Here is a 23868-nt window from a genome sequence, read left to right on the forward strand (position 1 = left end):
TTTTAAAACATAAACAACCTTAATTAGCCAATAAGCCTTATTTATCTTCAATAATCAATTTTAACCGGACAACAGTGAATTTATTTCAGCATCTTGTCTACAAAGGCCCTGAAATAAATTTACTTCGTAGCTTTCCGCTTCGCTATAGGTCAGGGTGACGTAACTAAAAAATCTTCTCTATGTGGGTTAAAAATATCGATTAACAGGCCTGCTTCTAAACAAACCACACCATGAAATACATTAGATGGGGCAAAGAATACATCACCCACATTTAATATCTGCTTATCATTGCCCATACTTACTTCAAAACTACCATTGGCTACATAACTCATTTGCAAATGAGGATGATTGTGTATGGTACCAATGGCGCCTTTTTCAAAGCTTACTTTAACCAACATCAACTGCTCATCGTAAGCCATAATTTTGCGTTTAACGCCTGCTCCTAAATCTTCCCAATCGATATCGCTATCAGAAATTAATGTTTTGTTGGTTAAGTCTTGGAAATTCATTTTTTTTATTTTTTACGTTAAAAAAAATCGTCATCTCGACTGGAATGCAGTGGAGTGGAGAGATCTATTTTTGATAGATTTGGCTTCGCTGAGCCTTCGGGTTCTCGACTTCGGTGCACTCCGTTCGAAATGACGGAAATATCTATACGGTAAAACCTTTAAACCAAATATTCAAACAGAGTTTGGTCTTGGTTTAGTTCAATAATTTCAAATTTAAAATCTTTCATACGTTGCAGTAAACTGGCATAATCATTTTTATTAGAAAGTTCTATACCAACCAATGCAGGACCGTTTTCTCTATTTGTTTTTTTAATAAACTCGAAACGGGTAATATCATCCTGTGGACCTAAAACCTCATTTACAAATAATTTTAAAGCGCCTGGTCTCTGTGGGAAACGTACAATGAAATAATGTTTCAAACCTTCAAATAGCAAAGATTTTTCTTTAATCTCCTGCATACGCTCGATATCGTTGTTTCCACCGCTTACAATACAAACTACCGTTTTACCTGCAATCTGGTCTCTAAGCTGATCTAATGCAGCCACAGAGAGCGCTCCGGCAGGTTCAACAACAATAGCATCTTCATTATACAATTTTAATATGGTTGTACATATTTTTCCTTCAGGGATTAAATGCATCTGATCCAGCAGTTCCTTACAATACTCATAAGTAATATGGCCGATTCTTTTTACGGCGGCACCATCTACAAAACGGTCTATTTCTTCTAAAGTATAAGGGCCGCCGTGTTCCATGGCCGTAACCATCGATGGTGCACCCAAGGGCTCAACGCCAACCAGCTTAACATCTGGCTTAACGGTTTTCATGTAGGCACTTACGCCCGAGGCTAAACCGCCACCGCCAACAGGCATCACCAGGATGTCTAGATCAGGCAGGTCTTCATAAATTTCAACACCAACCGTTGCTTGTCCTTCAATTACCTTTTCATCATCAAAAGGAGGTATAAAAGTAGCCGATTTTTCGGCACTATAAGCCAAAGCCTCTTTCAAACAATCGTCGAAAGTATCGCCAACCAAAACTACCTCTACACTGTCGCCACCAAACATATAGGTTTGTTTTACCTTTTGTTTTGGAGTAATTTCTGGCATAAAAATAACACCTTTAATACCTAGTTTCTTGCAAGAATAGGCTACACCCTGTGCATGGTTGCCCGCGCTGGCACAAACTACACCATTAATCAATGCATCTTGTGGCAACGTGCTAATTTTATTGTAGGCACCACGCAATTTGTAAGAGCGTACAATCTGCAGGTCTTCTCTTTTTAAATAAATATTGGCACTGTAATGTGCAGAAAGTCCGGCGTTAAACTCTAAAGGTGTGCGTTTTACCACGCCCTTTAATCGTTGTGATGCAGATTGAAAATCTAATGTATTTGGTGTTGTAGTATTCATTGTTGTCGTATCAAGTAGAGAGATATGAGTATCAAGACTTAAATCTCGCTTATATATTTGTAAAGCAGGGTTCGGTGTTCCATCGGTTGCAGCTGTCCTGCTTTACATTTTATTCCGCTGCGCTTCATGCTCATTCCAATCAGGTTTATTAAACTTAAGTCAATGCGTTAAACTAAGTGCTAATTGCCTAATCCTAAACCCTCACCGCATTAAGCTAAATGTAAGGCAACCAATTGGTTTAAATCATGATCGTTAATACCTTGTTTACTATCAGCCAAAACCAAGAATTGTTTGTAAACAATATCTAAATGCTCTTTTTCCAATTTATGGCCTAAACGGTCTAAATGGTGTTTTAAAGCATGGCGGCCACTTCTTGCTGTTAATACAATTGTAGCATCAGGGAAACCAACATCTTCTGGCTTAATAATTTCATAGTTCTCGCGGTTTTTTAAGAAACCATCCTGATGGATACCTGAGCTGTGCGAAAATGCATTTCCACCAACAATTGCTTTGTTCGGTTGTACCGGCATGTTCATCTGGTTCCTTACCATGTGGCTCATTTCGTAAAAACGGGTAGTATCAATCTGGGTATTTAAACCCAAAATTTTGTGCGTCTTCAAAATCATGACGACTTCTTCCATAGATGTATTGCCTGCGCGTTCTCCGATGCCGTTAATGGTACATTCTACCTGGCGCGCACCATTCTGTAAGCCTGCAATAGAATTCGCTGTAGCCAGGCCTAAATCGTTGTGGCAATGCACAGAAATAATGGCTTTATCAATATTTTTTACATTCTCTTTTAAGAAAAGGATCTTCGAACCGTATTGGTCTGGTAAACAATAGCCATTGGTATCTGGAATATTTACCACAGTTGCACCGGCAGCAATTACCGCCTCAACCATTTTGGCTAAAAATTCGATATCGGCACGGCCGGCATCTTCTGCATAAAACTCCACATCCTCAACAAATTTTTTCGAATACCTTACGGCTTCAACAGCACGTTCTAAAATTTCTTCGCGGGTACTGTTAAATTTATGTTTTATGTGGAAATCAGACGAGCCAATGCCTGTGTGAATACGTGGTCTTTTCGCATAACGTAAAGCATCTGCGGCAACATCGATATCGTTTTTATTTGCCCGGGTTAAAGCGCAGATAATGGGGTTGGTAACTGCTTTTGATAATTCAATTACACTGTTAAAATCTCCAGGACTAGATACCGGGAAACCTGCTTCAATCACATCAACACCTAAAAGCTCAAGTGATTTAGCGATTTCTACTTTTTGGTTTGTATCTAACTGGCAGCCTGGAACCTGCTCACCGTCACGTAATGTCGTGTCGAAAATATAAACTTTGTTTGGGTCGTGAATCATAATCTTAAGTTTAGGAAGTGATTAATTTTTGTGATAAGAATTTAAGAACCAATTTGCCCATTTCGGCTGTGCCTAAAACTTTAAACCGGTTTGTATTTTGGTCGGCAATATCGTGTGTTCTAAAACCTTCTTTCAATACCTGATCGATAGTATCAACCAATAATTTAGCTTCTTCTTTTAGTCCGAATCCAATTTCTAACATTAATGCAGCCGATAGGATAGAAGCCAATGGGTTGGCTAAATCTTTGCCGGCAATATCGTGTGCAGAACCGTGAATGGGCTCGAAAAAACCTGTGCTTTCGCCAACAGATGCCGAAGCGAGCATACCCATTGAACCTGCAATCTGTGAAGCTTCATCTGTTAAAATATCACCAAATAAATTGGCGGTTAAAACCACATCGAATTTTTTAGGGTTTTTGATCAACTGCATAGCTGCATTATCGATAAACATGTGCTCTGTTTCTACATCTGGATATTGTTTTGCAATTTCCTGAACGGTTTCGCGCCATAAGCGAGAACTTTCTAAAACATTTGCTTTATCTACCGAACATAATCTTTTGTTACGTTGTTGTGCGGCCTGATAGGCTTTATGTGCAATGCGCTCTACCTCGTATCGGTGGTAAATCATTAAATCCGAAGCTGTATTACGGTCTTCGGAGCGCATTTTTTCACCAAAATAAACATCGCCAGTTAATTCGCGGAAGAACAAAATATCGGTTCCCCTTAGAATTTCTGGTTTAATACTCGATGCCTGAAGAAGTTCGTCAAATAGTAATATCGGGCGGAGGTTGGCAAATAAACCCAGTTCCTTACGGATTTTCAGCAGACCTTGTTCTGGTCTAACTTTTAAACTAGGGTCGTTGTCATATTTGGCGTGACCGATTGCTCCAAAAAGGATGGCATCACTTTGTCTTGCTTTTTCTAAAGTTTCATCAGGCAAAGGCTCACCGGTAACTTCAATAGCTGCGTGACCCATTAAAGCTTCTTCAAATGTAAACTCATGTCCGAAAATTTCGCCAATTTTTTCTAATGCTGCTTTTCCCCAAGTGGTAACTTCGGGTCCAATACCATCTCCAGGTATTACTAAAATGTTCTTCTTCATTGTACTAAACGTTTTCTAGTATAGTTTCGACGACTTTTACTTCGCCTTTTTCTAACAATATTCTTTTTTCAATGCAGGTTGGCAGCTGCGATTCAAAATGGCCAACATAAATCAGGGTCATTCCATTGCTGCACAGTTCATCAACCAATTGGTTAAAATGTTTTGTTTGCTGCTGGTCTAAACCCTGGCAAGGTTCATCCAGAATTAATAGTTCCGGATTTTTTATAATTGTTCGCGCTAATAAAACCAATCGTTGTTTGCCGAGTGGAAGCGCGGTTAATAATTCATTTTTATTTTCAGTCAGGCCAAAGTATTCCACCAGTTCGTCCACCTGTGTACTTTTGGTATAAGGTAGCTGTCGGAAAAGCCCTACTGTATCGTAAAAGCCCGAGGCTATGCTTTGCCAAACGGTAGCAGTAGGGTCGAAATACCAATGAAACTCAGGCGAGATTAAACCGATATGCTGTTTAATATCCCAAATGCTTTCGCCACTTCCGCGTCTGTTGCCGAATAAATAAAGCTCGTTGGCGTAAGATTGTGGGTGATCGCCATTTACTAAACTCAATAATGTTGATTTCCCCGATCCGTTGGGACCTTGTAAAAGCCATTTTTCACCGGCCTTTACTTCCCAGTTGATATTTTTCAATACCTGTTTTTTGCCATAGTTAATATTTACATTAACCATTTTAACAATGTTCTGAGAACTGTAAACGGGCGGCTCTTTTAAGAAATCCGGAATTTCTCTCAAATGGGTTTCGTTACTAGCAGACGATTCTAAAGCACCTACTTTAACCAATTGTCCATTTCTTATTTCAGCAAAAGAACCAATGCAGGTTGGTAGTTCGGTATCATTACAGATTAAGAGCAATTGAACGCCTTCTTCTGCAATCTGATCCAACAAAATGTTCAGGTTCTTGCGCGAAGCCGCATCTAAACCAGTATAAGGCTGATCGATAATCAACAATTGGGGTTTTAACCATAGGGCTTTAACCAACTGTAGCTTTTTATGTTCGCCGCTTGATAATTCGATTAGTTGTGAACTGGCAAAGGTAGCAAAGCCTAAAGCCTCTAAAATAGGTTCAACCTGATCGAAGTGAAGGCCTTTTTCTTTGCCATAACCAACCAATTCGGCATGAACCGTTAAAGTTTCTTTAGCCTGTTGGCTGGTATAACGTTGTTGGTAATAAAAATTGGCTACTCCTTCCAGGTTTTTAAACTGATACCAGCTTTCTACATAAAGAACCTCTTTTGGAAGCTTGCTCAATTGATCGAAATCAATTTCTATGCTTCCCTGATATGGAATCAGGCCTGCAATAGCTTTAGCTAGCGATGTTTTTCCTGTTCCGCTTTGGCCACCAATTACATAGCTTTCGCCAATATTCATTTCCCAATACAAATCCTTTAGCACCGCTTTGTTGTGGTAACTTAAGTTTAGATCCTGTATGTGGAGGAATGGTTTAAACATTACTTTGCTTGTTCGAATGCTTCAATTAATTGTTTTTGGTTCAAGATGAAATCGATATCATCATAACCATTTATTAAACACGATTTTTTGTATGGATTGATTTCAAATGATTCTTGAGCACCAGTTTCTATAATGGTAACCGTTTGGTTTTCTAAATCAACTTCTAAAGCCGATTTTGGATTGTTGTTAACCGCTTTGAAAATCTGCGCCAAGAACTCGTCGCTTACCTGGATGGGTAATAAACCATTATTCAAAGCATTTCCTTTAAAAATATCGGCAAAGAAGCTGCTAATTACTGCATCAAAACCCGCATCTTGAATGGCCCATGCTGCATGCTCACGACTACTTCCGCAACCAAAGTTTTTTCCGGCAACTAGTATCTGACCACTGTAAGTTGGGTTGTTCATCACGAAATCAGCTTTAGGCTGGTTATCGTTCTCATAACGCCAATCGCGGAACAAATTTTCGCCAAAGCCCTCACGCGTAGTCGCTTTTAGAAACCGCGCAGGGATAATCTGATCGGTATCGATGTTTTCTATATTTAAAGGCACTACTGCCGATGTTAATTTTGTGAATTTTTTCATTTTTTAATGATGATTACACAGATTTAAATGATTTCACCGATTGGAGGTGATTTCATTGATTTAATATTTATAATAATCTTCAGCCTTCCACCTTTGTAAAGTGTTCAACTGTTGGAAAAGGATCATAAAAGTGATGTAGTAACTTTTTCCAATCCTGATATGCTGCCGATGCTCTAAAACCTTTGGTATGTGCCTTCAGTGTTTCCCAGTTTACCAGCAGGATATATTTGTTTTCTACTTCTATACACTTCTGAAGCTGATGCGAAATGTAACCTTCCATTGTAGAAATAATTTTTTGGGCTTCGCTAAAAGCTTTTTCAAAATCGGCCGATAACCCGGCTCTTACATTTAGTATGGCAACTTCTAAAATCATATATTAATCTTTTCTGTTATTTCAAGGCACGAAGCCATCTATTTAGTCTTGCAATCGCATTAAGATTGCTTCGTGCCTCGAAATGACGATTAGGCCGGGCCTTTACCTTAAGTCTCTTAACCTTCTACCTTTTCCAACAAATCTCTTACGTCGGTAATTTTTCCGGTTACTGCAGCGGCTGCTGCGGTAAGTGGACTGGCCAATAAAGTACGTGCATTTTGTCCTTGTCTACCCTCAAAGTTTCTGTTTGATGTGGATACACAATATTTACCTGCCGGAATTTTATCTTCGTTCATTCCTAAACAGGCACTACAACCTGGTTCGCGTAATTGGAAGCCAGCGGCTTCAAAAATCTTATCCAAACCTTCGTTTTTAGCCTGTTGTTCTACTTGTTTCGATCCTGGAACAATCCAAACAGTAACGTTATCTGCTTTGCGTTTACCCTTAACAAAATGAGCTACTTCGCGTAAATCTTCTATCCGTGAGTTGGTACAGCTTCCGATGAACACATAATCAACTGGTTTTCCGATTAATGAAGAATCATCATCAAAGCCCATATAATCTAAGGCCTTCTGGTACGAAAGTTTTTCTTTTTCTGGTTGTATACCAGTTGCCGGAATATGTTCTTGGATACCCATGCCCATTCCAGGGTTGGTACCATAGGTAATCATAGGTGCAATATCTGCCGCATCGAAAGTTAAAACGCTATCGAATTTCGCATCAGCATCGCTATATAATGTTTTCCAATAAGCTAAAGCTTTATCCCACTCTTCGCCAGCAGGAGCAAATTCTCTTCCTTTAATATAATCGAAAGTGGTTTGGTCTGGTGCAATTAAGCCACCGCGGGCGCCCATTTCGATACTCATATTACAGATGGTCATACGGGCTTCCATACTTAAAGCCTCAATTGCCGAACCTGCATATTCGATAAAATAACCTGTACCGCCAGCGGCAGAGATTTTGGCAATAATGTATAAGATAATGTCTTTTGCACCAACGCCTTTTCCAAGCTCGCCGTTTACCTCAATTTTCATGGTTTTTGGTTTCGACTGCAATAAACATTGCGTTGCAAAAACCTGCTCTACCTGCGAAGTACCAATACCAAATGCAATGGCACCAAAAGCACCATGGGTAGAGGTATGGCTATCGCCGCAAACCATCGTTTTACCAGGTAAAGTGATACCCAGTTCAGGGCCGATAACATGTACAATGCCTTGAAAAGGATGCCCTAAGCCATACAGTTCTACACCAAATTCTGCACAGTTTTTTGTTAACATATCTACCTGATAGCGCGAAAGCTCCTCTTTAATTGGCAACAATTGATTTAGTGTAGGTACGTTATGATCGGCCGTTGCTACGGTCTGTTTAGGACGAAAAACAGGTAAGCCTCTTTTACGCAAACCATCAAATGCCTGCGGAGAGGTTACCTCGTGTATTAAGTGTGTATCAATGTATAAAATATCAGGAAATCCTTCTTCACTTTTTACAACGTGAGCATCCCAAATTTTTTCTACTAATGTTTTTGACATTTTGCTATTATTTAAATATTTGTCAGTCTGAGCTTGTCGAAGACTTTTTCGTTATAGAAACAAAAAGAATTCCTTCGACAGGCTCGGGACGACATTCTTTTTGTTTCTATGCTGTTTTAATCGCCTTCATTGCGGTCATTGCTTTACGTAATGTTGCTCCGATCTGTTCTACCTGGTGCGAGCGGATCGCCTCATTAACATCAATTAATTGTCTGTTGTCAACAGCGCCATCTTTACCCTCGTTGAAGTTTTTACCAACTAAATCAGTATCTACTTTTTTCATGAAATCGCCTAAAAGTGGTTTACAGGCTTGATCGAATAAATAGCAACCATATTCAGCCGTATCAGAAATTACACGGTTCATTTCGAACAACTTCTTACGTGCAATGGTGTTGGCAATAAGCGGTGTTTCGTGTAGCGATTCGTAATAAGCCGATTCTGGTTTAATACCAGCCTGCACCATGGTTTCGAAAGCCAATTCAACACCGGCACGAACAAAAGCAACCATTAAAGTATAATTGTCGAAATACTCCTGCTCACCGATTTTAACATCACCTGCAGGTGTTTTTTCAAAAGCAGTTTCGCCAGTTTCAGCTCTCCAAGCCAATAGGTTTTTATCGCCATTTGCCCAATCTTCCATCATGATACGGCTAAATTCGCCACTCATAATATCATCCTGGTGTTTTTGGAACAATGGACGCATAATGTCTTTCAATTCTTCCGAAATTTCGAAAGCTTTGATTTTAGCTACATTGCTTAATCTGTCCATCATTGCAGTAATACCACCTTGTTTTAGGGCTTCGGTAATTACCTCAACACCGTATTGAACCAATTTAGAAGCATAACCCGCATCGATTCCTTTTTCTACCATTTTATCGAAAGATAGGATAGAACCTGTTTGCAATAAACCACAAAGGATGGTTTGCTCACCCATTAAATCTGATTTTACCTCAGCTACGAAAGATGATTTTAATACGCCAGCTCTGTGACCGCCTGTTCCAGCGCAATATGCTTTTGCTTGCGCCAATCCTTTACCTTGAGGATCATTTTCAGGGTGAACCGCAATTAAGGTAGGAACACCAAAACCACGCACATATTCTGCTCTAACCTCGCTACCTGGGCATTTAGGTGCAACCATAATCACGGTTAAATCTTTACGGATCTGCATGCCTTCTTCTACGATATTGAAACCGTGAGAATATAATAAAGTAGCACCTTCTTTCATTAAAGGCATAATTGCATTTACAACAGCGGTATGTTGTTTATCAGGAGTAAGGTTGATTACTACATCTGCATTCGGAATCAATTCTTCGTAAGTACCAACTGTGAAATTGTTTTCAGTTGCATTTTTCCACGAATCACGTTTGCCTTCAATTGCTTCCTTACGTAAGGTGTAGCTTACATCTAAACCACTATCTCTTAAATTTAAACCTTGGTTTAAGCCTTGTGCACCACAACCTACAATTACCAGTTTTTTACCTTTTAATGCGCTAACGCCATCTAAAAATTCAGAACTGTCCATGAAGTCGCAAACACCTAATTGGTTTAATTTTTCTCTAAGAGGTAATGTGTTAAAATAATTTGCCATTGTTTTTTATTGGTTAATTTCTATTTAATTATCGGGTTTATATTTTCTTTCCTTCGGTTTGATTGCACTGATTTAGTGATTTTACCGATTCTTTCTTTTTACCTTATATCTGTTTCTTTAACGCAGCGGCATAGCCAAAGTGCACATTATCATGCCCTATGGTAGTAATTAGTATCTCTTCAATACTATTCAACTGCACACCGTAAGTTGCCGTTAAAAAGGGGGGGATGCTCGAAAATTTTCCATTTGCATAATCTTCTTTTATTCTTTCAATGCTCTCTAATGCGATGGCTTTCAATTCCGCTACTTCTTCTTCAGTTACCGTATAAGATGGCTTCGTATCCTTTTTATAATACTCGTTAAACTTTACCAAAGCAGCATCTTTTAATACCCCTGTACGAACATAACAAAGTGTTTGTGTGCTTACTACAATATGGCCAAAGTTCCAGATGATGTTATTGTTATAACCATCAGGAATTTTATTCAATTCTTCGATTGTTAAGGTATCTATTAACTTAATAAATGCCTTGCGTGAGTTTATTATAAAATCAAATATCGGGTTTATCATGTTATACTTTGTATCTATCTAATTATCGTTTTGTTTTTCGGCTTCGGTTAATTCTTCGTTAAATGTAATCTTGTTAAAGAAGGGATCGTTTACGGTTACTGCCCAGGTTCCGTAAAAAGTTTTCTCCAAGCCTGGTCTGTTATACTTGTACTTTTTATCTATAATTTCTTTATGAAATGCTCTTAAACCTGTACAATTGATATGAACATGTGCACCCGGCGAACAATCTCCATGGTGTTCACTTAAGTGTAATTCGATACCATGTAAGGAAATTTGCATATAAACTGGGGTGTTTTTTTCAAAAGTATGCTCCCAGTCTATTTTAAAGCCCAGCCAGTTTATATAAAATTCAATTGCCTTATCGTAATCGAACATTCTTAAAATCGGTATCACTTTATTGCATTTCATATTTTTTAGTTTAACTGCAAAGGGCGCTAAGGTTTTCGCGAAGGTCGCTAAGCATCATTCTTTTACCTTCCGTCTTTCTGCCCTCCATCTTTATACTACATTGTAAAAATTTTCTGTCCTTTATCTAAAAACTCATTTTCTACTAATTCTTCACCCGGTTCGAAAGCTTCGAATTCTTTCAGTTTTTCGTGGAATCCTGCACTATCTTTAATAATGGCTACTCTTGCAGATCTCACAAACTCGATCAGCTCGTAGGGTTCTAAAGCTTTTACCAAAGCATCAGTTTCTTCGCGGTGACCAGTTACTGCAAAAACAGTATAATCTTTACGGATTACTACGGCACTTGCCCCATATTGTCTTAATAAGCGTTCTACCGTTACTTTTTCAGCAATTTCATCAGTAGAAACTTTGTACAGTGCCAGTTCTTGCCAGATAATCTCGTCGTTGGTATTAAAATAAACTTTCAATACTTCGATTTGCTTCTCAATCTGACGGGCCAGTTTTCGTACCACTTCATAGCTTTCGTGAATCACGATGTTGAAACGGTGGATACCATCAATCTCAGAAGGAGAGGTGTTAAGGCTTTCGATATTGATTTTCCTTTTAGAGAAAATAATCGCAATCCTATTTAATAAACCGACGCGGTTTTCGGCATAAACCGTAATGGTATATTCCTGCTTACCTTCCAAATCAGCTTTATCTATTTTATGTTCTAATGTGTTTTCAGTACTCATTTTCAAAACTTTTTTATCACTAAGGCACAAGGCCATAAAGGTTTGTTATTGATGCTATTTTGCTTTTTACTTTAGTCTTTAAGCTTTCTGCCCTATACCTTATTTCAACCTGATTTCGCTTACACTCATTCCTTGCGGAACCATTGGGAAAACATTGTTTTCTCTACCAACCATTACTTCCAATAAGTAAGAACCTTCATGGTTGATCATGGTTTCTAATGCCTGCCTTAAGTTTGCACGTTCATCAACTTTGCTTGCTTCGATGTAGTACGATTTTGCTAAAGCCACAAAATCAGGGCTGGTGATGTTAACAAAAGAATAACGTTTATCATGAAACAGTTGTTGCCATTGGCGAACCATGCCTAAAAAGCGGTTGTTCAGGATGAGGATTTTTACTGCTGCGCCAAATTGCATAATGGTACCCAGCTCCTGAGGTGTCATCTGGAAACCACCATCACCAATAATGGCAATAACTGTTTTATCAGGAGCACCATATTTAGCACCAATGGCAGCTGGTAAACCAAAGCCCATTGTACCTAAACCGCCTGAAGTGATATTACTGCGGGTATTGTTGAATTTAGCATAACGACAGGCTACCATTTGGTGCTGACCAACATCGGTAACGATTACAGCATCGCCACCACAAATTTCGTTGATGTTGCGCAATACTTCGCCCATGGTCATTTCATCGCCCGTTGGGTAAAGCTCTGGAGTAATGACTTGATCTATTTCCTCTTGGTTATATTGCCTGAACTTAGCCAACCAATCTTCGTGCTTATTTTCGTTAACCAAATTGGTTAATAGGGGTAGAGTTTCTTTACAATCGCCCCAAACACCAACTTCTGCTTTAACATTTTTATCAATCTCAGCAGGGTCGATATCCAAATGCACTACTTTAGCTTGTTTGGCATATTTATCTAATCGGCCGGTCACACGGTCATCAAAACGCATACCGATGGCAATAATTACATCAGCCTCATTGGTTAATACATTTGGTCCGTAATTACCATGCATGCCTAACATACCTACATTTAATGGGTGTGAAGTTGGGATAGCACCTTCACCCATAATGGTCCATGCGGCAGGGATACCTGTTTTATCAATAAATGCTTTAAATTCTTCTTCAGCTTTACCCAAAATAACACCTTGTCCAAATAGAATGAAAGGTTTTTTTGCTGAGTTGATTAATTCGGCTGCTTGCTCGATATATTCTATCCTCACTTTAGGTTTCGGACGATAACTGCGAATATGGTTACACTTTACATACTCAGGAAATTCTTCCAATTGTAATTGTGCATTTTTGGTAATATCGATCAATACAGGACCTGGTCTGCCACTTTTAGCGATGTAAAAAGCTTTAGCCAAAACCTCTTGGATTTCTTTAGCGTCAGTAACCTGATAATTCCACTTGGTAACTGGAGTGGTAATATTGATCACATCGGTTTCCTGAAAAGCATCTGTTCCCAATAAATGAGCGAAAACCTGACCGGTAATACAAACCAATGGTGTACTATCGATTTGTGCATCTGCCAAACCGGTAACCAGATTGGTTGCACCTGGTCCGCTGGTTGCGAAAACCACACCAACTTCGCCGCTTGCACGTGCGAAACCTTGAGCAGCATGGATACCACCTTGCTCATGGCGAACCAGTATGTGTTCTAATTTATCAGCATAATCATAAAGAGCATCATAAATAGGCATGATTGCTCCTCCCGGATAACCGAAAATGGTGGTTACACCTTCTTCAACTAATCCATTCAACAAAACCTGCGAGCCTGTTCCTTTGAATAAGGTTTTTGAGGTTGCTGCTTTTGCCTCGTTTTGTTGTATTGTATCTTGTGCAGTTTCCATAGTTATGTTTTTGCGGTTCTACTATTCTTTAATTTTAAACCCAATTCTTTGTCTGTCGTTCCATTTTAATTGAGCAATTTTCTCGTCTATTAAATTTTCCATTGCATCATAAAGCTCGTTGAGCTGAACATCATGTTCTCCAATCCGTTCTTTAATTTCTGTTAGTTGTTCATTAAGGTTGCTTTGCTTCAGCAAAATTTTCCGAACATCAACAAAGGCTCTCATAATGGCAATATTCATATTAATCGCCTTATCGCTCTTTAAAATACCACTTAGCATGGCCACCCCTTGCTCCGTAAAGGCATAAGGAGTAATTCCCAGATTCCTTTTGTTTTGGCTTATCATCACTGTTTGTGTCTGATTGATGTTTTCTCCATATGCGGTCACAATTTGTGACCGCATACTTTGCCATTCAATCTGAGTGAGCCTAAACATAAAATCATCAGTAAAGCGCTTTATGTTACGCTTTACAGCCTGATTTAATACCTTTGTTTCAACTTCATAGAGCAATGCCAGATCAAAATCGAGCATTATTCTCTCTCACCGGATTTCATAAATCCTATTCTGAATACTTTTAATTATTTGCATAATCTATTTCTTAGTAATCAATTAATCTGGGGATGATTTTTTGATTTTAATATTCGTCAGTTACACAGCCACTAGCTGCGTCCGAAACTGTTTTAGCATATTTATATAAAACACCTTTTGTTACTTTCAATGCTGGCTGAACGTATTTTTTTCTCCGCTCGGCAATCACTTCTTCGCTGACTTGTAAGCTGATGATGTTGTTTACAGCATCGATCAAAATAGGGTCTTCGTCTTCCACCAGACCTATTAAACCGCCTTTGTAAGATTCGGGTGTGATGTGACCAACCACGAAACCATGTGTACCACCAGAGAAGCGGCCATCGGTAATTAAAGCTACCGATTTACCTAAACCAGCACCAATTATGGCTGAAGTTGGTTTCAACATCTCAGGCATACCTGGTGCACCTACCGGACCAGAATTTTTAATTACGATTACGTCACCCGGTTGAACACGGCCGCTCGAAATACCAGCAATTAAATCGTGTTCACCATCAAAAACACGTGCAGGTCCTTCAAATTTTTCACCTTCTTTGCCGCTGATTTTTGCTACAGAACCTTTTTCTGCAAGGTTTCCGTAAAGAATCTGCAAGTGCCCTGTTGCCTTGATGGGTTCGCTTAATTTTTGAACAATTTTCTGATCGTAATCCATAATCGATTTCACATCAGCTAAATTCTCAGCCATAGTTTTTCCGGTTACGGTTAAGCAATCGCCGTGTAATAAACCTTCATTTAATAAATATTTTAGTACAGCAGGGATACCTCCATATTGGTGTAAATCCTGCATTAAATATTTTCCACTAGGTTTAAAATCGGCAAGTACCGGAGTTACATCACTCATTTTCTGGAAATCATCCTGTGTAATTTCCACGCCGATGGCTTTACCCATAGCGATAAAGTGTAAAACAGCATTGGTGCTACCACCTAATACGATAATCGAACGGATGGCATTTTCGAATGCTTTTCGCGTCATGATATCTGATGGTTTAATATCTTTCTCCAGTAAAACCTTAATGTATTTACCGGCATCTAAACATTCCTGTTTTTTCTCTGGGCTTATAGCTGGATTTGAAGATGAATAAGGCAAACTCATACCTAAGGCCTCAATTGCCGATGCCATGGTATTTGCGGTATACATACCACCGCATGCTCCTGCGCCAGGACAAGTGTGTTTAATAATGCCCTGATAATCTTCATCAGAAAGATTACCGCAAATTTTTTGTCCTAATGCCTCGAAAGCCGAAACAATGTTCAATTCTTCGCCTTTATAATGGCCTGGGGCAATTGTACCGCCATAAACCATAATTGAAGGGCGATCTAAGCGTGCCATAGCCATAATGGCGCCAGGCATGTTTTTATCACAGCCAGGGATGGAGATAATTCCATCGTAATATTGGCCACCGCAAATGGTTTCGATACTATCAGCAATAACGTCACGGCTTACCAATGAGTAACGCATCCCATCGGTACCATTGCTCATCCCATCACTTACGCCAATGGTGTTAAAAACCAAGCCCACTAAATCATTATTCCAGACCCCTTTTTTCACATCTTTTGCAAGATCGTTAAGGTGCATATTGCAGGTGTTACCATCGTAACCCATACTTGCAATACCGACCTGTGCTTTAGCCATATCAGCATCAGTTAATCCGATTCCGTAAAGCATAGCTTGGGCTGCCGGTTGTGTAGGGTCTTGTGTAAATGTTTTACTGTACTTGTTTAATTCGCTCATTGTTTAAATTGTATGTATGCAGTTGTTTTTCAATTATTTCTTTTTGAGGCAAAAAAAAACCGCCTCTTTTTAAAGAGGCGGTTCGATATGGTATATTTTTATATTATACGCAACGATTTCCACCTCTCTTTTGAGAAATGACAATAATTAGGTTGCTAATAATGTTTGTGTTTAAATTCATGTTTTCTACGAATTACAAACATACTAACATATTAAAAAATGCAAAGAACTATTTTATTTATTTCTCTATTTTTTCGACTTCGGACTCTTGACTTTCCGACCTCGGACTATATAATCACTTCGTAATTTACTTTTTCTAGCACCAGGTTTTTATAGGCACGTTGTATAGTATAACCAATAGATTCTCTCCATAATGGCCGATAAACAATATCATCAATTGAGGCAATACCGGCTATTTCGGTCGCTGTTCCGCATAAGAAAGCGCTGTCAGCATTTTTAAGATCTTCTATAGTTAGTTTTTTCTCAATACATTCTATATCCAGAACGGTGCAAAGTTCTTTTACAGTTGCACGTGTAATGCCTGGTAAAATATTCCCTAAAGATGGGGTATATAATTTTCCGTCTTTTTCAAGAAAGATATTTGCCCCCGATGCTTCAGCAACAAAGCCATGCATATCTAAAAGTAAAGCTTCGTCATAACCTTTAATATTTGCTGCTGTGGTAGCTAAAATAGAATTGACATAGTTACCACTCAGTTTCGCTTCCATTGGAGTCGATTTCGGGTTTGGTCTTTCGTAATCAGAAACTGTTAATTTTAACAATTTGTTGCCCGAATATGCATCCCATTCCCAAGCACAGATTAATATAGAAACCCCACTTGGTTCGTTTAATTTCATGTTTGGGTGGCAAAATACCAAAGGGCGGATATAAGCATCTTTCAGTTTGTTCAACTGAAGTAATTTATAGGTTGCAGCAATTAATTCTTGTTTATCCCAGGGGAATGGGATATTTGCCAACTGGCAAGAGCGCTCTAAGCGATCAAAATGTCCAGCGGCTTTGAAAATACGGTTGCCGTTATGTGTTTTATAGGCTCTAATACCCTCGAAAGCAGCATAGCCGTAGTGTAGCGACTGCCCGTAAAGATCGGTACTACTATTTACAGCCTTTTCAAACTGTCCGTCAAGGTAAATAATCGTATTAGAATTATAGTATTTCATCTGTTTATTTTATTGTTTTTTCATCAGTCAGATGGCGCTTGCCATGATTAAATAAGTATTTCATTTGTTTTTGGTTTATTTAATCATTGAAAGTTCATAATACTGTGTTCTGTTATTTAAAAAAAGCGTCCCGTTTGTATCGAGACGCTTTAGGTATATTTAGTTTTTTAAAATCTATTTAAACTGCGTCCGCTTATTACCCCATAAAATGTTTAGGAGTAGGAGGTTAAATAAAATGACAGGTAACAGCACTACATTACCAGCTGCTTTTGCAGTAATGTAGGTAGAAAATGTGTTGCTCTGAAAGCTCATTATTATCTTATTGTTTATGAAAACCAATTTAGTTTTTGGTTCATTAATATGCAAGAGAAATCAGAAAAAAGTTAAATAAGAATATTATTCTTATTTTTTTGTTTTATTCGAAATAATATTCTTAATGCGGGTTAGATTAGTTATTTAATGCCGATAGCTGTAGACCAGATATCAAAACGGTATATAGTCTGTTTGTTATGCTTGCATTGTAAATTTTCGGTTTTTCTGCCTAAAACGAGTTAAAGGCCATGTGAAATTGAAAATTCAGGCGATATTTTGACGTTAAAACACGAAGCGTTACTGACGTTTTTTGTGCATATCATGGTATCGTTGAACGCCTTTGATTGCTTATTGGAATTAGTTATGTAATTTAATATTAGAAACTATTCCTATGAAAACAATTTATATCCTTTCGATTCTCTTAATCGGACTATTTAGTGGTTGTTCACCATCAGATTCAAACTCCCATCTCAAAATGGGAGACCAGACCATTTTAACTTCAGATACTGTAAAGTTATCTGTTAAGGTAGCAGGCAAAGGGCCAGTTTGCATCTACTTGCATGGAGGCCCTGGTCAGGATTTTCTTTCCTTTGAAAAAATGGGTGGAGCTAGTCTGGAGAAATGTTTAACGATGGTTTATCTGGATCAAAGAGGATCTGGTCATTCGCAAAATGCAAAAAATTATAGTTTAAACCGGGTTGTTCAAGATGTTGAAGAGCTGCGGTTAAAATTAGGCGTAAAAAAAGTGTACTTACTTAGTCATTCGTTCGGTGGTGTTCTGGCAATTAATTATGCCCTGAAGTATCCCGAACATTTATCTGGCATCATCATGGCGAATACAATAGCCCATTTTATGAATCTAAATCAGGTTAAGGGACAAATTGAATATGGATACAGGTTATTGAAAAAGGATACCACTATAAATGAAACAGATTTTAAAAAATTAATGAATGAAGCAGCGCTGGTTAGAAAAAAGTTAAGCGCGGTGCATCTTGGCTATAAATATATTGCCAATGATGTAGGTACTATTATTAAAATGGACAGCATTGAAAACTCCTATAAACGTACATCAGATTTCGGAATGACGCTTTTTATGCCTTTGATGGATAGCACAAAGGTGCAAAAGTATCCCGAATATTTTAAAGATTATGCTTTACTTACCAGTGAAATTAAAATACCGGCCTTAATTATAACGGGTAAGGATGATCACGCTGTTGGACCAAATTATTATAAAAATTATCAATTCCCCAATCAAAAAGTAGTGCAGATAGATGGTTCGCACATGCTTTATTATGAGAAGAATAAGGAATTTACTGCGGCGGTTTGTGATTTTGTTAAACAATAACATAAAATAAAAAGCCTCCCAGATTTTTTTTATCGGGAGGCTTTTAAAACGAGTTAATTGTTTTAACTAAGCAATACCTTCGGCTAAAACCACAATTTTGTTGTGGATAGCTTCAACCACACCGCCTTTAATAAAAAAGCGTTGCTCATCAGCTTTATTTGCTTTTATAATAACTTCTCCATCTTCTAAAGTAGAGATGATAGGGGCGTGGTCTTTTAAAATCTGGAAAGAACCTAAAGTACCAGGAACCGTAACTGCTGTTACTTCACCTTCGAAAACTTTTTTATCTGGAGTTAATATTTCTAAATTCATCTTTTTTAGATTGAGTAACGAGTATTTAGTACGAGTATAAAGATGAAATTTCTGGTCTTGATACTTGATACAGGATATCTCGATACTAGTTGTTCGCTTCTGCTAATAATTTTTTACCTTTTTCGATTGCATCTTCAATGCTACCAACCAAGTTAAATGCAGCTTCTGGGTACTCATCAACTTCACCATCCATGATCATGTTAAATCCTTTGATGGTATCTTTAATGTCAACCAATACACCTTTTAAGCCTGTGAATTGCTCAGCTACGTGGAAGGGTTGAGATAAGAAACGTTGAACACGACGTGCTCTTGATACAACTAATTTATCTTCTTCAGATAATTCGTCCATACCTAAGATTGCGATGATATCTTGTAATTCTTTATAACGTTGTAAAGTTTCTTTAACACGTTGTGCAGTATTATAATGCTCATCACCTAAAACAGCTGGAGAAAGGATACGTGAAGTAGAATCTAATGGATCTACTGCAGGATAAATACCTAACTCGGCAATTTTACGCGAAAGTACTGTAGTTGCATCTAAGTGGGCAAAAGTTGTTGCCGGAGCCGGGTCAGTTAAATCATCCGCTGGTACATATACCGCTTGTACTGATGTAATTGATCCACGTTTTGTTGAAGTAATACGCTCTTGCATTAAACCCATCTCAGTTGCCAATGTTGGTTGGTAACCTACGGCTGATGGCATACGACCTAGTAGAGCCGATACCTCAGAACCTGCCTGCGTAAAACGGAAGATGTTATCAACGAAGAAAAGGATGTCTTTTCCTGCGCCTTCACCATCACCATCACGGAAATATTCTGCAACTGTTAATCCTGATAATGCCACACGTGCACGTGCACCAGGAGGCTCGTTCATTTGTCCGAAAACCAATGTTGCTTTTGATTCTTTTAATTTTTCAGTATCAACAGCTTTCAAGTCCCATCCACCTTTTTCCATTGAGTGTAAGAATTCGTCGCCATAGTTGATTACACCTGACTCGATAAACTCACGAAGTAAATCGTTACCCTCACGAGTACGCTCACCAACACCAGCGAATACTGATAAACCAGCATAAGCTTTAGCGATGTTGTTAACCAACTCCATAATTAATACCGTTTTACCTACACCAGCACCACCGAATAAACCAATTTTACCACCTTTTGCATAAGGCTCCAATAAATCGATTACTTTGATACCTGTAAAAAGCACCTCAGTTTCAGTAGATAAATCTTCGAACTTAGGAGGAGTTGCGTGAATAGGGCGACCGTCTGTTTTATCAACTGTGTTGATACCATCAATCGCTTCACCAACTACATTAAATAAACGACCTTTAATTTGGTCGCCAACTGGCATTTTAATCGCAGCACCAGTATCAACTACGTCCATTCCACGAACTAAACCGTCTGTAGAGTCCATCGAGATCGCACGTACGCGGTCTTCACCTAAGTGTTGTTGAACTTCTAAAACAATTTTCTGTCCATTTTCTTTCGTTATCTCTAACGCATCAAAAATTTTAGGTAGATGGGCATCATTAGCAAAGCTAACGTCAACCACTGGGCCGATAATTTGTGCTATTTTTCCTAAGTTAGGCATATCTGTTGTGAGTAAATTTATTACAGTCAATGAATTAAAGCTGTTTACAGGGGCTCCAATTCGGTTGGCAAAGTTAAGTTATTCTTACTTAATTTTAAATATATATTATAAATTTTTTCAACATGGTTTTTATGGATAATTTAGTGCCCTAAATCAGGCATATGAAAACCATTTTAACAACAGGTAGCAACGGTCTTTTGGGACAGAAAATAACCGAAAAAGTTTTAAGAGAAGGACGTGTAAACCTGATTGCTACATCAAAAGGGGTAAACCGCTATCCGGTAAAGGATGGTTATGAATATGCAGAAATGGATATCCTGGATGCTGTTCAGGTTAGGGAAGTTATTGGAAGGTACAATCCAGATACCATTGTGCACACTGCAGCCATGACCAATGTTGATACTTGCGAAGCCAATAAAGAACTTTGTCGCCAATTAAATGCAGATGCAGTTCAAACGCTAATATCAATATGTGAAGAAAAAAAGATTCGGCTTATTCATTTAAGTACCGATTTTGTTTTTGATGGTGCCAACGGGCCTTATAAAGAAGAAGATGCTGTTAATCCAGTAAGTTACTACGGCGAATCGAAAGTATTGGCAGAAGAGCTATTGAAAAACTCAAAAGCAAACTGGGCGATCTTAAGAACAATATTAGTATATGGGATTACCAGCGATATGAGCCGAAGCAATATTGTACTTTGGGCTAAAGGGGCCTTAGAAGAAGCATCACCTATTAATGTAGTAAATGATCAGTGGCGTATGCCCACATTAGCCGAAGATTTAGCCGAAGCCTGTATATTAGCCGTAGAAAAAAATGCAAAAGGATTTTACCACATATCGGGTAAAGATTACATGAGTATTGCAGATTTAGTGCGAAAAGTTGCCGACTATTGGGGGCTTAAACAATCATTCATTAATGAAATAAGTTCTGCAGGTTTAAACCAGGCAGCTAAACGACCAATTAGAACAGGTTTCGTTTTGGATAAAGCGATTAAAGATTTAGATTACCATCCTCATAGTTTCGAAGAGGGGTTGGCGATTTTAGATCAACAGATGAAAGGATAGTCTTGAGTCGGTAGTCTTAAAACAATTAAGCAATTAAACCATTTAACATACACATTAACTAAAAAAATATAATGGCACTACAAATTGGCGATACCGCCCCTGATTTTAAATTGTACAGTTCAGATTTAACAGAAGTTGCTCTTTCTGGTTTTAAAGGTAAAAAAGTTATTATCCACTTTTTTCCGATGGCTTTTACCGGAACATGTACCGAGCAGTTATGTACCATGCGGGATAACTTTAGCTACTATGAAGGCATAAATGCACAGGTAATCGGTATTTCTGTCGATTCTCCATTTTCTCTGGGTAAATTTAAAGAAGTGCAAAATTACCAGTTCCCATTATTATCCGATTTTAACAAAGAAGTATCTGCAGCTTATGGTGCTTTTTATGATGAATTTGTGTTTGGATTGAAAGGTGTTTCTAAAAGAGCCGCTTTTGTGGTCGATGAAGAAGGAAAAATTGCTTATGCGGAAGTTTTGGAAAATGCAAAAGATCTGCCTGATTTTAAAGCAATTAATGATGCATTAAGCGCATAAAGTACATTCTGCAAAGAATTAATTTAAGATTTTTTTAAATTTAATTGGAAATTAAAATATCAAATTATACCTTTGCAGTCCGTTAACGATACGGAAACGCATTCGTAGCTCAATTGGATAGAGCATCTCACTACGGATGAGAAGGTTTGGGGTTCGAATCCCTACGAGTGCACTTGAAGGGAGGATTGAAAAATCCTCCCTTTTTTTGTCTACATACAGCACTCCTAATTCTCTCATTTTCAGGTAATTAATGGATAGTAAATTCATCATCGTAGGTGTTCGATACATGCCGTTTTCATAGTAGAGATTAGAGTCGAACACCAGTTCAATAAATTCACGCTTTTCCAGGGTATCAAATTCATGGTAAACGGATTTTATGTCCGTAAATGTATCCAGGCGGTTGTTGAGTATTTTATAGGCTTCACCGTGGTTAGTGCCTAACCTGGCGATAGCGATTTCCAGGTCGTCGATATTGGTCTTGTACTTTAAATACCACCTTCGGTAAGTCTCTTGGTCGATTTCATTTCTAATCCACTTTTCTTCGACAGCATAGAGCATTTCCTGTTCACCTGCCAGTTCTGCTTTTTTGTTGGCCAGACCCTTCCTGTTATTTTCGACTTCTTTTTCGATTTCTTGATTCGCGCGGTCTCTGATTTTTTTTACGGATTTTTTTGGCAGGCTCATTAATTCCAATGCGGTATCAAATTGGATGTGCGCTTTCTTTGCGCTAATGTTGTTGTGTTTAGAGAATCTGCATTTATAGTAGTAGAAATATTGGCCGGATTTGCCACGTGAGGCTGCGCCGGTCACTACATTTCCGCAATGGCATTTTAAAATGGCTCTCAAGGGGAGTTCGTCGTTGACGATTGTTCGGGTTTTGGCGGGCCTGGTAAATTTACTCTGCACCATTTTCCATGAGATCATGTCGATAATAGGTTCGTGAATGCCAGGGAATAGCCCTCCGGGATGTTCTTTATAGGGCTCGGCTTTAATCAGCCCCGCGTAAACCGCATTGGTTAGGATCCGCTCTACGATCATGTTGCCTTTACGGTCTAGGCCCATTTCGGCTGCTTTTTGTTTGATCAGGTAAAGCGGTACGTTTTTTAGATAGGCTTCATAAATGAAACGCACGATTTTTGCTTCTCGTTCATCGATGATTAATCGCCGGTCTCTTGGTTCTCCTATTTTTTTATAGCCGAAAGGACTGATCCCAAAAACAAACTTTCCTTCCTTGGTTTTCTTGGAATACAGCCCGGACCTGATTTTAATACTGCGGTTGATGTTATCTTCCTCTGCTAACAGCAATTGTAAGCCTGCCCTGAAGAAGCTACCTGGGGTATTGTAGTCAAATTCTATACCTTCTGAGACACTGATGATCTGGATGCCATATTTGGACTGCAATGTTTTCACCATGCTCATTGCCTCGCCCGCGTCCCGGCTAAACCTGTCCATCTGGTCAACCAATAGGTAATCTACATTTTTATGGTATAATCCGATAAACTCTTGTAGCTTGATGAAATCAGGTCTATCGAAGGTTTTTGCACTTTTTCCCCTGTCGATGAACGTGTCTACGAGGTTGATTTTGTGAAATTCTATATAGTGGTCAGTAACCACCCGTTGACGCTCAATTGGATAAACCGCTTCAAATTGACCCCCCTTCGCCACTTTAAAACGCCCCCCTTTGCCGAGTTAATTTGATAAGGTCCGCCAAAGCAAAAAGCCC

At 38.6% G+C, this 23868-nt stretch carries 21 protein-coding genes, 1 tRNA gene and 1 pseudogene; 4 read left to right on the forward strand and 19 right to left on the reverse strand.

What is annotated here, in order from left to right; genetic code table 11:
* Window positions 1-149 precede the first annotated feature (149 nt).
* The 16 genes from HDC90_RS24465 to ilvE form a co-directional block, all read right to left on the reverse strand.
* On the reverse strand, window positions 150-509 hold the full coding sequence (locus tag HDC90_RS24465; RefSeq protein WP_184471153.1) for a cupin domain-containing protein: 360 nt from the start codon (window positions 507-509) through the stop codon (window positions 150-152).
* 158 nt (window positions 510-667) lie between these two features.
* On the reverse strand, window positions 668-1918 hold the full coding sequence (gene ilvA, locus HDC90_RS24470; protein WP_184471155.1) for a threonine ammonia-lyase IlvA: 1251 nt from the start codon (window positions 1916-1918) through the stop codon (window positions 668-670).
* A gap of 209 nt (window positions 1919-2127) precedes the next feature.
* Window positions 2128-3288, reverse strand: coding sequence for a 2-isopropylmalate synthase (locus tag HDC90_RS24475; protein ID WP_184471157.1), 1161 nt, complete (start codon window positions 3286-3288; stop codon window positions 2128-2130).
* Between the two features lie 10 nt (window positions 3289-3298).
* Window positions 3299-4390 carry a 3-isopropylmalate dehydrogenase gene (leuB, locus tag HDC90_RS24480; RefSeq protein ID WP_184471159.1) on the reverse strand — a complete coding sequence of 364 codons (1092 nt, stop codon included), beginning with the start codon at window positions 4388-4390 and terminating at the stop codon, window positions 3299-3301.
* Between the two features lie 4 nt (window positions 4391-4394).
* Window positions 4395-5855, reverse strand: a complete 1461-nt coding sequence (locus tag HDC90_RS24485) for an ATP-binding cassette domain-containing protein (RefSeq protein ID WP_184471161.1) — start codon at window positions 5853-5855, stop codon at window positions 4395-4397.
* Window positions 5855-6439, reverse strand: a complete 585-nt coding sequence (gene leuD, locus HDC90_RS24490) for a 3-isopropylmalate dehydratase small subunit (protein ID WP_184471163.1) — start codon at window positions 6437-6439, stop codon at window positions 5855-5857. The genes HDC90_RS24485 and leuD overlap by 1 nt, the downstream gene beginning before the upstream one ends.
* 79 nt (window positions 6440-6518) lie before the next feature.
* Complete coding sequence (locus HDC90_RS24495) at window positions 6519-6812, reverse strand: antibiotic biosynthesis monooxygenase (protein WP_184471165.1); 294 nt, start codon at window positions 6810-6812, stop codon at window positions 6519-6521.
* A gap of 116 nt (window positions 6813-6928) precedes the next feature.
* Window positions 6929-8341, reverse strand: a complete 1413-nt coding sequence (gene leuC, locus HDC90_RS24500) for a 3-isopropylmalate dehydratase large subunit (protein WP_184471167.1) — start codon at window positions 8339-8341, stop codon at window positions 6929-6931.
* Window positions 8342-8447: 106 nt separating this feature from the next.
* Window positions 8448-9929, reverse strand: a complete 1482-nt coding sequence (ilvC, locus tag HDC90_RS24505; RefSeq protein ID WP_184471169.1) for a ketol-acid reductoisomerase — start codon at window positions 9927-9929, stop codon at window positions 8448-8450.
* A 103-nt stretch (window positions 9930-10032) separates the two neighbouring features.
* Window positions 10033-10497 (reverse strand): DinB family protein, encoded by a 465-nt coding sequence (locus HDC90_RS24510; protein ID WP_184471171.1) that lies wholly within the window; start codon window positions 10495-10497, stop codon window positions 10033-10035.
* Between the two features lie 18 nt (window positions 10498-10515).
* A complete protein-coding gene (locus tag HDC90_RS24515) occupies window positions 10516-10905 on the reverse strand; it encodes a glyoxalase superfamily protein (protein WP_184471173.1) in 390 nt (129 codons plus the stop codon).
* 95 nt (window positions 10906-11000) lie between these two features.
* The gene (gene ilvN, locus HDC90_RS24520; protein WP_184471175.1) at window positions 11001-11639 is read right to left on the reverse strand and encodes an acetolactate synthase small subunit; all 639 of its coding nucleotides are present in this window, start codon (window positions 11637-11639) and stop codon (window positions 11001-11003) included.
* Window positions 11640-11738: 99 nt separating this feature from the next.
* Complete coding sequence (gene ilvB / locus HDC90_RS24525) at window positions 11739-13490, reverse strand: biosynthetic-type acetolactate synthase large subunit (RefSeq protein ID WP_184471177.1); 1752 nt, start codon at window positions 13488-13490, stop codon at window positions 11739-11741.
* 21 nt (window positions 13491-13511) lie between these two features.
* A complete protein-coding gene (locus HDC90_RS24530) occupies window positions 13512-14021 on the reverse strand; it encodes an ORF6N domain-containing protein (RefSeq protein ID WP_221451943.1) in 510 nt (169 codons plus the stop codon).
* A 103-nt stretch (window positions 14022-14124) separates the two neighbouring features.
* A complete protein-coding gene (gene ilvD, locus HDC90_RS24535) occupies window positions 14125-15807 on the reverse strand; it encodes a dihydroxy-acid dehydratase (protein WP_184471179.1) in 1683 nt (560 codons plus the stop codon).
* Window positions 15808-16094: 287 nt separating this feature from the next.
* Window positions 16095-16985: a branched-chain-amino-acid transaminase gene (gene ilvE / locus HDC90_RS24540; protein ID WP_184471180.1), complete on the reverse strand. Its 891-nt coding sequence runs from the start codon at window positions 16983-16985 to the stop codon at window positions 16095-16097.
* A 787-nt stretch (window positions 16986-17772) separates the two neighbouring features.
* Between ilvE and HDC90_RS24545 the strand changes: the two genes are divergently transcribed.
* Window positions 17773-18642: an alpha/beta fold hydrolase gene (locus HDC90_RS24545; protein WP_184471182.1), complete on the forward strand. Its 870-nt coding sequence runs from the start codon at window positions 17773-17775 to the stop codon at window positions 18640-18642.
* A 66-nt stretch (window positions 18643-18708) separates the two neighbouring features.
* Here HDC90_RS24545 and atpC read toward each other — a convergent pair whose 3' ends face one another.
* Window positions 18709-18954: an ATP synthase F1 subunit epsilon gene (gene atpC / locus HDC90_RS24550; RefSeq protein ID WP_055912620.1), complete on the reverse strand. Its 246-nt coding sequence runs from the start codon at window positions 18952-18954 to the stop codon at window positions 18709-18711.
* Between the two features lie 85 nt (window positions 18955-19039).
* Entirely contained in the window at window positions 19040-20545 is a 1506-nt protein-coding gene (gene atpD / locus HDC90_RS24555) for a F0F1 ATP synthase subunit beta (RefSeq protein WP_056088622.1), read from the reverse strand.
* Window positions 20546-20706: 161 nt separating this feature from the next.
* On the opposite strand from atpD, the gene HDC90_RS24560 reads away from it, so the two are divergent.
* The 3 genes from HDC90_RS24560 to HDC90_RS24570 all read left to right on the forward strand — a co-directional run bounded on the left by HDC90_RS24560 (window position 20707) and on the right by HDC90_RS24570 (window position 22317).
* The gene (locus tag HDC90_RS24560) at window positions 20707-21609 is read left to right on the forward strand and encodes an SDR family oxidoreductase (protein WP_184471183.1); all 903 of its coding nucleotides are present in this window, start codon (window positions 20707-20709) and stop codon (window positions 21607-21609) included.
* A 71-nt stretch (window positions 21610-21680) separates the two neighbouring features.
* On the forward strand, window positions 21681-22145 hold the full coding sequence (locus tag HDC90_RS24565) for a redoxin domain-containing protein (RefSeq protein WP_184471185.1): 465 nt from the start codon (window positions 21681-21683) through the stop codon (window positions 22143-22145).
* Between the two features lie 98 nt (window positions 22146-22243).
* Window positions 22244-22317, forward strand: a tRNA-Arg gene (locus HDC90_RS24570).
* 728 nt (window positions 22318-23045) lie between these two features.
* Here the strand turns inward: HDC90_RS24570 and HDC90_RS25815 are convergent.
* A pseudogene (locus HDC90_RS25815) lies at window positions 23046-23810 on the reverse strand (recombinase family protein); the annotation flags it as partial.
* Between the last annotated feature and the right edge of the window lie 58 nt (window positions 23811-23868).

Origin of the sequence: Pedobacter sp. AK013, assembly GCF_014205835.1 — a bacterium.
Lineage (GTDB): Bacteria > Bacteroidota > Bacteroidia > Sphingobacteriales > Sphingobacteriaceae > Pedobacter.